The 12,456-nt window shown below is 62.3% G+C and carries 13 protein-coding genes and 1 pseudogene; 6 read left to right on the top strand and 8 right to left on the bottom strand.

What is annotated here, in order from left to right; genetic code table 11:
- Positions 1–473 precede the first annotated feature (473 nt).
- On the top strand, positions 474–683 hold the full coding sequence (locus ACYR7D_RS05870; RefSeq protein WP_459548604.1) for a hypothetical protein: 210 nt from the start codon (positions 474–476) through the stop codon (positions 681–683).
- Positions 684–915: 232 nt separating this feature from the next.
- A complete protein-coding gene (locus ACYR7D_RS05865; RefSeq protein ID WP_459548603.1) occupies positions 916–1,239 on the top strand; it encodes a hypothetical protein in 324 nt (107 codons plus the stop codon).
- A gap of 159 nt (positions 1,240–1,398) precedes the next feature.
- On the opposite strand, the pseudogene ACYR7D_RS05860 reads toward ACYR7D_RS05865, so the two are convergent.
- Positions 1,399–2,780 (bottom strand): annotated as a pseudogene (locus ACYR7D_RS05860) (IS1380 family transposase).
- A 728-nt stretch (positions 2,781–3,508) separates the two neighbouring features.
- On the opposite strand from ACYR7D_RS05860, the gene ACYR7D_RS05855 reads away from it, so the two are divergent.
- Positions 3,509–4,141, top strand: a complete 633-nt coding sequence (locus tag ACYR7D_RS05855; RefSeq protein WP_459548602.1) for a TetR/AcrR family transcriptional regulator — start codon at positions 3,509–3,511, stop codon at positions 4,139–4,141.
- Between the two features lie 274 nt (positions 4,142–4,415).
- Here ACYR7D_RS05855 and ACYR7D_RS05850 read toward each other — a convergent pair whose 3' ends face one another.
- From ACYR7D_RS05850 to ACYR7D_RS05840, 3 genes are all read right to left on the bottom strand, one after another.
- A complete protein-coding gene (locus tag ACYR7D_RS05850) occupies positions 4,416–4,703 on the bottom strand; it encodes a winged helix-turn-helix transcriptional regulator (protein ID WP_459548601.1) in 288 nt (95 codons plus the stop codon).
- Between the two features lie 78 nt (positions 4,704–4,781).
- On the bottom strand, positions 4,782–5,159 hold the full coding sequence (locus ACYR7D_RS05845) for a nuclear transport factor 2 family protein (RefSeq protein WP_459548600.1): 378 nt from the start codon (positions 5,157–5,159) through the stop codon (positions 4,782–4,784).
- A gap of 100 nt (positions 5,160–5,259) precedes the next feature.
- Positions 5,260–6,291, bottom strand: a complete 1,032-nt coding sequence (locus tag ACYR7D_RS05840) for an IS630 family transposase (protein WP_459546370.1) — start codon at positions 6,289–6,291, stop codon at positions 5,260–5,262.
- A gap of 288 nt (positions 6,292–6,579) precedes the next feature.
- Here ACYR7D_RS05840 and ACYR7D_RS05835 point away from each other — a divergent pair, with 288 nt between their 5' ends.
- Positions 6,580–7,002, top strand: a complete 423-nt coding sequence (locus tag ACYR7D_RS05835) for a hypothetical protein (protein ID WP_459548599.1) — start codon at positions 6,580–6,582, stop codon at positions 7,000–7,002.
- A gap of 37 nt (positions 7,003–7,039) precedes the next feature.
- On the opposite strand, the gene ACYR7D_RS05830 is transcribed toward ACYR7D_RS05835, so the two are convergent.
- The 4 genes from ACYR7D_RS05830 to ACYR7D_RS05815 all read right to left on the bottom strand — a co-directional run bounded on the left by ACYR7D_RS05830 (position 7,040) and on the right by ACYR7D_RS05815 (position 10,680).
- Complete coding sequence (locus ACYR7D_RS05830; RefSeq protein WP_459548598.1) at positions 7,040–7,600, bottom strand: TetR/AcrR family transcriptional regulator; 561 nt, start codon at positions 7,598–7,600, stop codon at positions 7,040–7,042.
- Positions 7,601–8,220: 620 nt separating this feature from the next.
- Positions 8,221–8,634: a transposase gene (locus tag ACYR7D_RS05825; RefSeq protein WP_459548597.1), complete on the bottom strand. Its 414-nt coding sequence runs from the start codon at positions 8,632–8,634 to the stop codon at positions 8,221–8,223.
- A gap of 119 nt (positions 8,635–8,753) precedes the next feature.
- Positions 8,754–9,494 carry a hypothetical protein gene (locus tag ACYR7D_RS05820; RefSeq protein WP_459548596.1) on the bottom strand — a complete coding sequence of 247 codons (741 nt, stop codon included), beginning with the start codon at positions 9,492–9,494 and terminating at the stop codon, positions 8,754–8,756.
- A 40-nt stretch (positions 9,495–9,534) separates the two neighbouring features.
- Positions 9,535–10,680, bottom strand: a complete 1,146-nt coding sequence (locus tag ACYR7D_RS05815) for an FAD-dependent oxidoreductase (protein ID WP_459548595.1) — start codon at positions 10,678–10,680, stop codon at positions 9,535–9,537.
- A 291-nt stretch (positions 10,681–10,971) separates the two neighbouring features.
- On the opposite strand from ACYR7D_RS05815, the gene ACYR7D_RS05810 reads away from it, so the two are divergent.
- Together ACYR7D_RS05810 and ACYR7D_RS05805 are read left to right on the top strand one after the other, a co-directional pair.
- Entirely contained in the window at positions 10,972–11,391 is a 420-nt protein-coding gene (locus tag ACYR7D_RS05810) for an SRPBCC family protein (protein WP_459548594.1), read from the top strand.
- Between the two features lie 893 nt (positions 11,392–12,284).
- On the top strand, positions 12,285–12,416 hold the full coding sequence (locus tag ACYR7D_RS05805; protein WP_459548593.1) for a hypothetical protein: 132 nt from the start codon (positions 12,285–12,287) through the stop codon (positions 12,414–12,416).
- Positions 12,417–12,456 lie beyond the last annotated feature (40 nt).

The raw sequence follows: 12,456 nt of genomic DNA, 5'->3' as shown, positions 1-12,456 counted from the left end.
CCCCGCGTCGGCGTGCCACGCGGCCAGGACCGAGAAGCCGATATGGCCCGCTATCAGCGTATTAATGGCAGCGGGCTCCACGTAAAGCACCCCAATACACGTAAAGCACCCCCAATATACGAAGCGGGTGTCTTACGTGGGGAGTTTCTTGCAGCAGGCGAGAGCTGCCGGAGTTGGAGAATGCCGCGAAGAGCTGGCCATAGCGTTCGTAGTGGATCGTCAGCCGTCGATATTCGGTCAGCCACGCAATGGTCCATTCGATCTTCCAGCGGTGCTTGCCGAGACTAGTGGGGTCCTCGGTCCCTCGACGGGCGATCCGAGGCAGGATTCCGCGAGCACGCAGCCACCGGCGATGGACATCGAGGTTGTAGCCCTTGCCCGCCGCGCAGATTGGCAGGCTTGCCGCGGCGCGGATATCGCCTCGAGCGCACGGGCGGAGCTGAGGCGACACTTGGCGTCGGCATCACCGAATCGTGGGTGTTCCCGACAGAAACGCCGGCGGCCATCGGTATTCCGTTCGCATCCGAGATGATGTGGATCTTGGATTCTGTTTCGCGGTCGACCGGCTGCGGCCGGTCAGTGAACCCCTTTTCCGCGCGCACGCTCGCCGCATCCAGGGGCGCTGCGCTCCTATCGAAATCATCGGCGGCGCCCAGCTGGTCGAGGATCTCTCGATGCACTGATCACCGGGCGCTGTGCCGAGCCACTCCCGAGAGCGGCTTCGGCGCTCGCTCAAGCTTTCGGCCAGAGGGCATCTTGTCCTCTGATCACAACTTCGCATCGAGAATCTGGACCGACGATCGCCCAGAGTCTCCGGCAGTCAGCGGACTGTGCTGCCTCGTAGAACGAATGCCTTCTCAACAGGGCTGGAGCCTGGATGGGCGGAGCCGAGCAGGGCCGCTATACCATCGACGGATGAATTCCGGAAGAATTGTCATCGCAGGCGCCCTCTCATTGGCCGCCGCGTGCATCGCGGCGCCATCCGCGTCGTCGTTCCCGACCGGATCTGCCGGTTTCGGCGATGGACGGGAAGTCGTGATCGTCGACAACGAGCTCGAGCTGAGTGATCTGAACGCGTGCTGGGCCAGTGGGTTTGCGCGCGATATCCATTTTGAGAACCGCAGCACGCGGGACTTCCTGGTCTACGCTAACAACGATTGCACGGGTGCGCCCAGCGCGGTCGTGGCGCCAGGGACCTCAGCGACCTTCTACGGCTGGTCGGCGCGGGCGGCCGCCTAGCCTCGATTTTTCGTGATTTGTGCTGATGGGTCCGGTCGGGGCCTGAGGTGGTTGTTTCGCTGTTCGGGCAGCGGTAGCTGCCCGAACAGCGGGTTGGCTGCCGGGTTCCACGGGCCCGGAGAGTGTGTCCTTCTGTGTTGAGGGGCGGGTTTATGCTGGTCAGGGGACTGCTAGGTGGGTGAAGGCCGTGAGCGTGAGAGGGGTCCAAGGGTTGTGTGCCGGCAGGCGCAGGTGAAGTCGGCGGGCGTGGCGGGCCAGCCGGGCCGGGATCGAGAACAGCCGTAGCCGTAGTGTTTTCGCCTCCCAGCGGCGTGCGGGATCGCCGGTGAAGGCCAGTGTCTGCATCCAGGCTGTCAGGTCCAGGGCGAGTGCGACGATCTCGACCCAGATCCGGTTCGCGGCGAAGGAGTGGAACGGGAGGTTGCGTGCGCCGGTGTCTTTCGCAGCGCGGATGCGGTCCTCGCAGCGGGCGCGGCGGCGGTGCCGCAACTCCAGCTCGGGCAGCGACCCTGATCGCGTGTTGGTGACGAACGCGGTCAACCGCAGTCCGTCGTGGTCGGTGAACCGCAACTGCGCACCGGGGTGCGGGCGTTCCTTGCGCACCACCAGTCGCATTCCCGGCGGCCAGCCCGACAGATCGACCAGGTCGGTGACCTCGGTGACCCAGGCGCCGAGGCGGGTTTTCCTGTCGCCGTCGCAGGCGGGGAGCCAGTCGTGGTCGCCGAGTTCGTCGAGGACGGCGACGATATCGCCGGTCAGGACGAACCCGGCCGAGTACTGCAACCGGCGGCGGTGGCAGTAGTCGAGGAACTCGTGGGTCCAGCCTCCGGAATCGGCGCGGACCAGCACTTTCCGCCCGACACGCCAACTCCGGGCGCCCGGCAGTTGCGCCAGGGCATCAGCCAGGAGTTGCTTGTGGTCATGCGCGGTGTTCGAGCCGGCGTTCCCCGGCCGCAACCGCACTGCGACTGCCTCGCCGGTGCCGGTCTGGCCGTGGTCGATGAACGCCCACAGCGGGTGAAACCGTATCCCCGCTTGAACGTCGGTGCCGCCTGCTGTTTCTCCGAATGCGCGTCGATCAGGGTCGCATCGAGATCGATGATCAACGGTGACACCGGGTCGATCCCGTGGTCGGGGGCACTGGATTGCGCGAGCTTCCACGCCTGGGCTCGCGCTTGCGCGCGAGCAGAGGCGATGGCCGCCAGTGCTTTGCGCTCATCACGGGCCAGGGCAGTGATCAACCGTGACACCGTCGGATCCGAGGCCACCGCACCGAATACGCCCGGTTCGGCTCGCAGCACCGCCAGATCCGAGGCACAGTCGCCGCCGAGTGCGAGCATCACCGCGAGATCGGCCACGACCTTGCCCGGATCATGCACCGCACCCGACCGACGCCACGGCGCCAATCCCTCGGACAACCTCCTGCTCAACCCGGTTTTCTCCACCGTCCGTAGCAGCAATCCCGCCCCGGCCTGCGACACGACCGGCGACCCGTCGACCGAGATCTTCAGCGATGGATACCACGACATAGACTCACTCACCGAAAGGGTGCTCCCACGATCTCGATTTCGGTCTTCAGCAAATCGAATTATCGCAGGTCAGAGCACCTTTTCGCCAATTCCGGCACTTCGTGCCGGAATTGCCATGAACAGGGGAGGCTAGTGTCCCGCGTCTGAAATACGTTGGATATATCGGGCGAGGGAGTCGAGGATTTCCTCGGCGGTCTTGCGCCAGGCGAACGGTCGACGACCGCGACCAATGCGTGGCATCACGCGGAGGCTGCTCCAGGGGGCAACGCCAGCCCTGTTCCACCCGGTCCAGCAGGATCGACGGCGGCCGGATCGGCCGAGGCTCATCGGCCCGGGCAGACCATGTTCGATGAAGCGTTTACGCCACTTCGCCACGGTCATCGACGCGCGGCGGCGGAGTTCGAATGCGGATCTGCCGGGGCCGGTCTTTCCGCAGGAATGCGCGCACCGACCGAGTGACATCGGAATGTCGACGAATTAGCAACGAAAGGTAGACGCGGGCAGGAGGAATCGTAGTTCGGCCATCTCCGAAATCAGTGTCTCCCAACGTGGAAGCAACCGCCGGCAATCATCGGACGACCAGGTGCCATCTGCACCCATGAGGCGCGAGATCTGTCGCCGGGACGCGGACCTCAGCCGCGGTATTTCGCTGAGCGAACCGGCAACGCCGTGATCCGGGCCGCGTCACCCTAACCGCTACGCTTGGTAAGGCCAGGCATGCGGACGCAACGGAGAGGGTTGTGGTGGATACGCCCGAAACGGCGCGCGACAATGTAGAGAAGCCCGCCAGAGAGCGGCTGCTCGACGCGGTGATCGAGATCATCGGCCGGGAAGGCCAGCAGAAGGTGACCTACCGATCGGTCTCGGGCCGCGCGTCGGTCGCACACGGCTTGGTCCGACATTATTTCGGGACACGCGAAGCGATGCTCGCCGAAGCGATGCGCGCCACAGTCCAACGCGACAGAGCCGCTGCTCCGCTGAACGTGAAGACGGCCGACGACTTCGGTCGCGGTTTCGTCGAGGTTCTCGACGCGGAGCAGGATCGTCAGATCGTGTACTTCGACCTTGCGCTGACGGCCATCCGCGGTTCTAGCGAGAAGAGCGCGGTAGTCGCTGGTTATGAGCATTATATCGCCGATATCTCTCAGACTCTGCAGACGCTCGGCATCCACGACTCGACGGAAGAATGGGCGGCGTTACTGCTCGCCGCTCTCGAAGGGTTGATCCTGCAGCATTACCTCTACGGTTCGCTGCAGCGAACAGAAGGCGTCCTGGACCGTATGAGAGAACTACTCGTTCTGCTCGCAGAGCGCGAGCAAACCCGCGCGGACTCCTCGGTCCCTCCCGAGGCCCCGACAGGTTCCGAGAATTAGAGGGTGTCTTACCTGGGGAGTTTCTCGTAGCAGGTGAGAGCGGCAGCGAGTTGTAGAAATGCCGCGAAGAGATGGCCGTGGCGTTCGTAGCGGATCGTCAATCGCCGATATCCGGTCAACCCGGCGATGGTGCTCTCGATGCCTCAGCGCGGGGGCCGAGACGACACCGGCCCTGGTGTCAACAGCGGGCCGGGACTATGTATGCGGAGACTGCGAAACAACCCGATGACAAGGCCGCGCGACCTCGGACTACGAGGCGGCCGACGAGCCCGAGTTACGTTGGAGGTTCGGCGAGGGCCGCAGCCCAGGATTCCGACCAGGCGGACAGCGGTTGGAGATGAGCCACCAGCCGATGCCCCTGACCGGTCAGCGCGTAACCCGATTTCGTTCGCTCGACAAGGCCGGATTCGCCGAGCTCGTGCAGCCGACGAGTAAGAAGGCTCGAGGACATGTCATCGCATTGCTGACGCAGCTCCCGGAAAGTAACTGGCTGCTCGACCGCATGAAGTTCCCACAGTATGCGCAACGCCCACCGTCGACCCACGAGATCGAGCAGTGCCATGATCGGGCGCCCTGTTGCGGAACCGCGTACCGGCTTTCCGGATCGAGGAGTCGGAGACACGAACGCGAGGGTATCGCCTCAAGCGGGTAGTGGCGAGCGCTCGAGCAGCACCTGCATCGAGCGGATCGCCCTCCGCAGCACTTCCAACGGCCGCAGGAACAATGTGACACGAATCAGTTGCCCTTCCCGGTTCCTTTCTTCGTGCAGAACCCCCTCCAGTTCGTCACCCAGGACCTGGCCGACGAAACGCGAGCACACATTATTCTCGTCGACCCACACATTCGTGGCATCCAGGTCTTCGATGACCGAAGCGATCAGCCCAAGCATGTGCAGGACGACATCACGCCCGCGATACTCGGCCACCGGGCTCAAGAACACGACATCCTCGGCAACGACAGTAGACAGGGCCGCCACGCTTCCACTGCGCCACGCTGCCAGTACTGATGACTCCACCATGCCTCTATATTAGAGGCATGGTGGAGCAGCGTAAATAGTCGGGTGCTGGGCATGGAAACCCGGAGCTCTGAGAACCTGCCGACACACAGCTAGTGCCTTGTCAGGCAACGTTGGGTAGGTAATCCGGGCGGCGGATTGGCGAGTTGACTGCGAAGTCTCGTTTGGGTCGGGCGTGTTGGTTGTGCCAGCGGATGTAGGCGCCGATCGCAGCGTCTTGCTCGGTGTGGCTGCGGTGGTCGGTGCCGTTGAGAGCGAAGTACCGCAACGCGGCGAACTCCGATTCGATCCAGTTCAGCCACGACGAATAGGTCGGTAGGAACACCAGCTCCACATTGTTGGCCGCAGCCCAGGCCCTGACCTCGACGCGTTTGTGCGGGGAGAAGTTGTCGACGATGACGTAGAGCTTCTCGCCGGGCCAACGAGCCCGCAGGGTCTTCAAAAACGCCAGGAACTCGATCCATCGTTTCCGGTCCCGGATCCGGTAGTGAATACGGCCGGTGACCAGGTCCAACGCACCGAGTAGGTGCCGCACCCCGTGGTCGCGATGGTAGGTCGCCCGCAACCGTCTGGGTTTGCGGGCCGGGAACCAGCCACGTCCCGGGCGGGGTTGCAGGTTCAACGGACCGAACTCGTCGACACAGACCACTCGCCCATCGGCGGGCGGGTGATCGTAGAGGTCGAGGATGCGGTTCATCTTGGCGGTGAAGTCGGGGTCGGTGCCGCCCTTCCAGGTCTTGGTGGCCTGCCAAGACACCCCCTGGGTCCGCAGGATCGTGCGCAGTGTTTCGCGGCTGATATCAGCGATCTTGCTGGTGGCAAGCATGTCTCGGAGTTTCGACAGGCTCCACGTCGAGAACGGCCGGCCGAGGTCGCGGGGGCAGCACCGGGCGATGCGGGCGATGCGTTCACGCGTCGCCCGATTTACCTTGCTCGGCCTGCCCCCGCTCCATTTTGGGTCCAATGCCTCGAACCCCCGTTCGTTGAAATCGTGGATTACCTGGCGCACATAGGCTTCCGACACCTGCATCAACCGCGCTATCGCCGGCACCGGTTGATGCTGCGCCGAGGCCATCACCACGATCGCGCGGCGAGTCCTGATCGGTTGTCGGCTTGTCTTGGTGATCTTCTGCAATTTGCGTCCCTCTTCCGGGGACACCTCCCGCACGAACACTTCCGGTTTCCGGGCCATCGATGCCACCTCCAACAGCAGCATCACCGACGACAAGCAGCAGCTCAAACCGACACCCGGATTACCAGCGCAACCTATCTGGACGGGGCACTAGCTCGGTCGCCGCACCCGCCCTTCGGCCCATCGATAAGCGGCTGGCGCCGTTCTGCCGCGCCGAATGGCTCATCCCTGTGGCCGCAGCTGCCCCGCAACCCCGCCGGCCTGCGCGCCCTCGGCATCGACGTCGCGGTAATGTCCAACGGCACCCGGCCGGAGCTCTGGTGGGCCAGCACGCTCCCGCCTTCGACCAAATACTGCCTCAGCTACCACCACGAACGCGCCGAACCCGGCCACTTCCGTGCCGTCGTCGACACCGTCGTCGCGACGACGAGCGTCGATGCGAACGTGGTGATCGACCCCGCCACCTTCGACACCACCATGAACCCCGTCGTGACCATCCAGGCCGCCGGAGTGACACCGATCCAACGCAAGGTCATGTTCCTCGACGGCTGGGCGACGGCACGTCCGGCAGCCGCAGTGGAGTGCAGACGATTTCAAACTCGCATACTTCTTGACTCTCGCTATCCTGTCACGAATTACGGATTCGCCGATCGCTGGTCCTTGCGCCACATGGCGGCTCCGAGCATGCCATCATCGCACGAGCTTCTAAAATAACCTTGGTCGCCTTGTCGCCCACTGTGCGCCGCGCACGCTAAACAGATCCTGGCGAACTGGTCAAATAACGCTGGACCGTCGGACCGATCCACGTGATCAGTTCCTCACTGGTCATTGCTGCCAGCGGTGGAAAAGCCAGAACGAACCGGCATAACGCCATCCCGAGAATCTGCGATGCGGCAAGCCCGGCCCGCACAGGAACTTCGTGGGGGTCGTCCACCACGCGCGCGATCACGGGACCGAGTTGCTCGGCGAAGATCGCTCTCATCCGTTCCGCGATGGCTGGATTGGTGACGCCGACGCGAAGTAGGATTTGTAACGCCTCGTCGCGCTCCCACCGCTCGAGAAAATGTACAACCACGGTCATTCCAATTTGCTCTTGCGGTACTGAAGACAGGTCCGGCAGTTCGAGGTCGAACTCGACCGCTGCAGCGAACAGCCGCTCCTTGTTTCCGAAGTACCTCATGACCATCGCGGGGTCGATAGCGGCATCCGCCGCAATAGCCCGGATGGTAGTTCTGTCGTACCCGTCGGCCGCAAAGCGCTCACGAGCAGCAGCGAGAATTTCGGCTTTTGTCTTGTCTGAGGACCTTCTCATTCCATCGAGTATAGTCAACTAGCGTTGACTACGCATTACCCTCACATGAGCAGTATCGTGATCAGTCGAGCGCACTTCCGTACGGGGCTACCCCGGTGTTACGCGCGCGGCGCGGGTGGTCGACGCCTTGACCAATCTCCCGATCAACGGCCAACCGGTTTCAGAATCGGTTTGTTGCATCGGTGTTCAGTTGATGCCGCAGCCCACCGCGTGACGGGTGTATGTGCAGGCCGCAGCGTGCTCGGCAGGGTGCGTAGCCCAGGCCAGAGTGCCGGTGGGCGTGGTTGTGTTCGACTTTGAAACCGGCGATCACCACTCCCGGTCTTCGGGTGGGGAAATCCAATGATTGCGGCTCAGGCATTCCATGCGCAGGCTCCGTTGAACGATTCCAAGTAGCCGTTGTTATGTGGTGTCCGGCGGGATATAGGATATCCCGAGCCGATCAGCACAAAAGTATGCCGTGCAGCTGAATCATTTCCGGCCGTTGTCCAGCCGCAGCACTTTCGGTATCCCGCGGGCAGCGAAAGTGCCCGCACCGGCAGACCCTCCTCGTGTCAGAGCCGATGCGCCCGTTTGCCATCCACCCGATATCCATGTCGAACCGCAGCGTGGCCCGGATCCTACGGAATCCGTGACACGTATTCTTGCCGACGTAGCCGCGCAACCGGTTCTTCGCCCGGTATGGGGGTTCGGCCGGTGTCTGCTCGGCCGGTGTCTGCGAGGCCGGCACCCGTGATAGGTGGAGTGAGCCCGACTAGCTTGCACGCGAACCTCCCGGACACAGTCCGCATATCCCGGAGCACGTCGATGGCCCCCGGCTGGCCGCCATGCCTAGAATTTTCCCTTGCTGATCTCCCGCAGCGAGTCTTTCTCCAACTCTGCGTCAGCCATCGGCTTTTCAGTCGGGCGTTCTGCTCCCGCAGTTCCTTGAGTTCGCGGGCGGCGTCGGCGTCCATGTCGCTGTACTGGCGGCGCCAGTTATAGCGCGTCGCAGCCGATACTTCCAGGTCGGCGGCGATTTGCTCGCCGGTCAAGCCCTCCGCGGCCTGTCTCGTCCTTTCTGGCCCTGGTCAGGGCCAGAAAGGACCCTAATTCCGGATGGGCGGGTTCACCGGGTGCAGTCACTTGTGTGCGGCTGCTCACGACGAGACGCTCAGCGGACGCGACGGTAGATGATCGGCTGGGCCGCTATGTCATTGCGTTCGAAGTTCGCTAGGACGAAGGACCGGAAATGAGGGTGGAATAGGAGGCTCGGCAGGAATGTGCGCAGCGTGGGCCAGCTGGCATGGTTGATGATGCTGTAATCATGCGGTTCGCCTTGAAGGGGTTGCATAGGAACGGAGTCAGGGAGCTTGGTATTACGCTGAAACCATCCAGCAGTGTATTCCCATGCGTCATAATTGACAGCAACGTCTTTGCAATGGAAGTAGTTGAAGAGGAACCAGCTGTCCGGATCATGGTCAACGTCGGCGATGCGAGCGGGGCTGAAGGTAGCAGTGGTGAAAGTGTGCCTCGACTGCGTTTCGACAAGGGAAACTATCTCACGCCATGTTTCGTCGGCTCGCACAGCCGCGATTTGATCGGTGTCGGTAGTTCGGACTAGCACGGCTACGTCATAGCGTGCGGGTGCAACACCCGCACGTCGAAGGAGTTCCTCGCCCTCGCCGGGGGGGCGCAAAGCTGCCCGGAACGTGGTGGCCTCGACCACATCGTGACGGTGGCAGAGTCGTTCGCACAGGTGCCGGAGCTGCCGGACCAGCTCGCGCCGAGACTTGGACGGTCGAGCGATCGGCCCCAGCCATCCTCCGATCTCTGCAGCCATGAGTAGGAATCCGCTGTCTGTCGGAGTGCTGAGCTTCGCCTTGATGGCAAGGTGATCGTTAACAATTTGCATGAGAGTTCCTTTCCGGGGGGGGGTACTTACGATGGATTTCTCACCGTCGCTCGAGGCCGGACAGTCGCCAAGCAATGCGTTGTTGCACGGCGGGGACCTTGCCTGCAATTCGCATGCCTGCGTTTCTGACGGGGCGTACTCGCGCTGAGGCTGTTGCCATATCGGTCAGCCGCCGCGCGATCGCGACGACTTCCTCCGCGGCCTCGCGGCGACCTGTTGCGTGCTCGTCGAGCAGCACGTCGGGTGCGCCATTGAGGATCTTTGACAATGTCTCTGCAGTGGTAACGGCATCCTCGATGCCAAGGTTCATGCCTTGTCCGCCGGCTGGCGAGTGAATGTGGCCGGCGTCGCCTGCCAGGAGAATCCGGCCCGACCGGAAGCTGTCAGCGACTCGGTGGTGGACGCGGAAACGGGAGCCCCACACGACGCGTTCTACCTTGGCCGGAAAGGCTTGCGGACCCCGTTCATCGAGAAGACGCTGTACGAACGTGACATTCGGATCATGCGGCGCCTCGTCGACGGTCGCGACAATTCGGTACATATCGTCAGGCAACGGTGCGACCACCACCAGGCCAGCGGGGGAGAAATATAGGATTACTTCGCCCTGCGGCACTCCGCCCGACAGGCGCACGTCAGCGAGAGTGAACGATTCTGCGTATGTCTCGCCAGAGAACGTGATTCCAGCTTGTGTCCGGACGGTGCTATGCATTCCATCCGCTCCGAGCAGGTAGCGTGCCCGGATCTGTGCGTTGTCGTCGAAGGTGGCGGTGACGGCGTCTTCATCTTGCGATATCTCGGAAACGACAGCTGGCCTGACGACCTTGCCGCCGAGTTCGGAAAGCCGTTCCACCAGGAACTTCTCGGTATCGGCCTGCGAGATCATCAATGTGTAGGGGTACCGGGTGGGGAGCGTGTCGAACGGCACCCGTACCAGTAGTTGATCACGGTCACGAATGGTGAAGGTGGGGGTGTGTACGCCCCGATCCACCAAGGCGTGGGTGACGCCGTATGGCTCGAGTAACTCGAGAGTTCGTGGGTGGACGACAGCCGCGCGAGAGGTATTTGCGCCTTCACGCTGATCGTCGACGATCACCACACCGTGACCGAGCTGCTCGAGCACAACTGCGGCTGTGAGGCCGACAGGCCCGGCTCCGACGATCAGAACGTCCGCCGTAGGTTTTGGCATAATAGCTCCTCCTGTATAAGCCAACGCCTGTTGACATCAGATTAGCGGAGGGTCGCCGCGTATGTCAACGGCCGTTGGCCTACGTGTGTTGACATGTGGAAGTGATCAGGAAGTTGTGCTGGGCTTACCGGCGAAAACGGCCGCGCTGGAAGGTCTCGGGGGATGTGCGCAGTCGGCAGACGGGGAGGTGCTCTGGGGCGCGGCGGGCTCACGTACCGGTGAACGGCTCATCTCACTGAATGGGCTATCGGACCGTCGCGGAGGTGCTCGGTCAGCGATACCATCCTGTTCATGATCCAGGTTGACCGGACGATAGACGCCGATTGCGCCACGGTTTGGGGGGTCCTTGCGGATCTGGATTCCTGGCATCGCATGTTGCCTACGATCGAGGAGATTTCACGGATCGAACCGTGCGATCGAACCGCTGTGGGTGCCCGATTTCGTGTGCGTCAACCAGGCTTGATGGCTGCGGTGTACACGGTGACAGAATGGCGCCCGGTGGCGGGGTTCACATGGAAGACGAAGGTGGCCGGTGTAGTTGTTTCGGCGTCTCATTCTCTCGAGGCAGCCGACGAGATGGTTACCCGCCTCACCCTTGGGGTTGAGTGGTTGGGTCGAGGTGCGTGGCTTGCGCGGGCCGCCTTCTCTCGGAAGACGCGGATCTTTCTGGAACGAGAAGCCGAGGCATTTGCGCAGATCGCCGAGGGGTAAGGGAGTCCTGATTAGTACGGCGGAATGCTTATACCGCGACGCTTGCTGGACTCAATGCCTTACGTTTTCAGAACCGGTTTCTCCACGAGGTCTCGTCGCTGGCCGACAGGCCGGACATGATTCTGTCTCAGCTTGCCGAGGGTGATACAAGGTGGAAATCAGCGCCGATGCAAAACTTTACTGACCGAGGTCAGTGAAAAGTTATCGATTGTTTGCCTATTGATTAGAAATGCATTGCTGCTGCAAACTCCCGCGATTCCCTCGATATGAAATTACGCACACAGAGTGCCCGAATTTCTAAATCGTTTGTGTTGCTATACCTCCGCGGTGACCTGCGATGTCGGCCGCTCCACCAGCTCACGTTCCGGCGAATCCCGCTCGCTGCCCTTGACTGCGCGGGGGTGTTGTTCCCATTCGGGGTATTCCGGAGATGCTGGCCGGCGTGGGGAATTGTGTTCGGCGCCACCGGTCGCGCGGTGTGGTGCACCGCGGAGTGATCGGCGAGTATTCCGTTCGGGAACGTCATCGTGAGATGCCTGAATATCTAGAATATCGCCGCAGATCGATTGCTATGGAATGGCATTCCAGGGCGGTTGCCGTATTCAAAGCGAATGAACGGTAACCACACATTTGCTATGACGCATGAATTTTGGCGTGGCACATAGACTCTTGACCAGTATGGTTTAACGTGGTGACTATCCGGCTTCAATCCAGGTGCCGGCCAACACAACCCCGAAACGGGCGCTGCCCCCAGCCTGGTGACGCAGGCAAAGGGGACAACCGTTCGTCCAATGATCCCGAGCGCCAACTCAGAAACACGGAGCAGTTATGAGCGTAACGCCTACCGGCGCAAATTCCGACCCTGACCGCCCGAGTCGCCCAACGATCATCCGTTGCTGGCCCTGGCGGCAGCGGTCTCGCTGGCCACCGCAGTCGGCGTCCTCGTCGGCTGGGAAGCCGCGGTCAGCGTCCTAGTCGCCGTCTTGGGCATGTTTGTCGCCTACCGCGACGCCAAGACCGAGTAGGTTTCCCGGCCAGCAGTCCGGTGTGCCCGGCCGAAATCAC

This window comes from Nocardia sp. X0981 (genome assembly GCF_977089955.1).
Note: the sequence above shows the minus strand (reverse complement) of the source record. Positions and strands in the feature narration are given on the sequence as shown.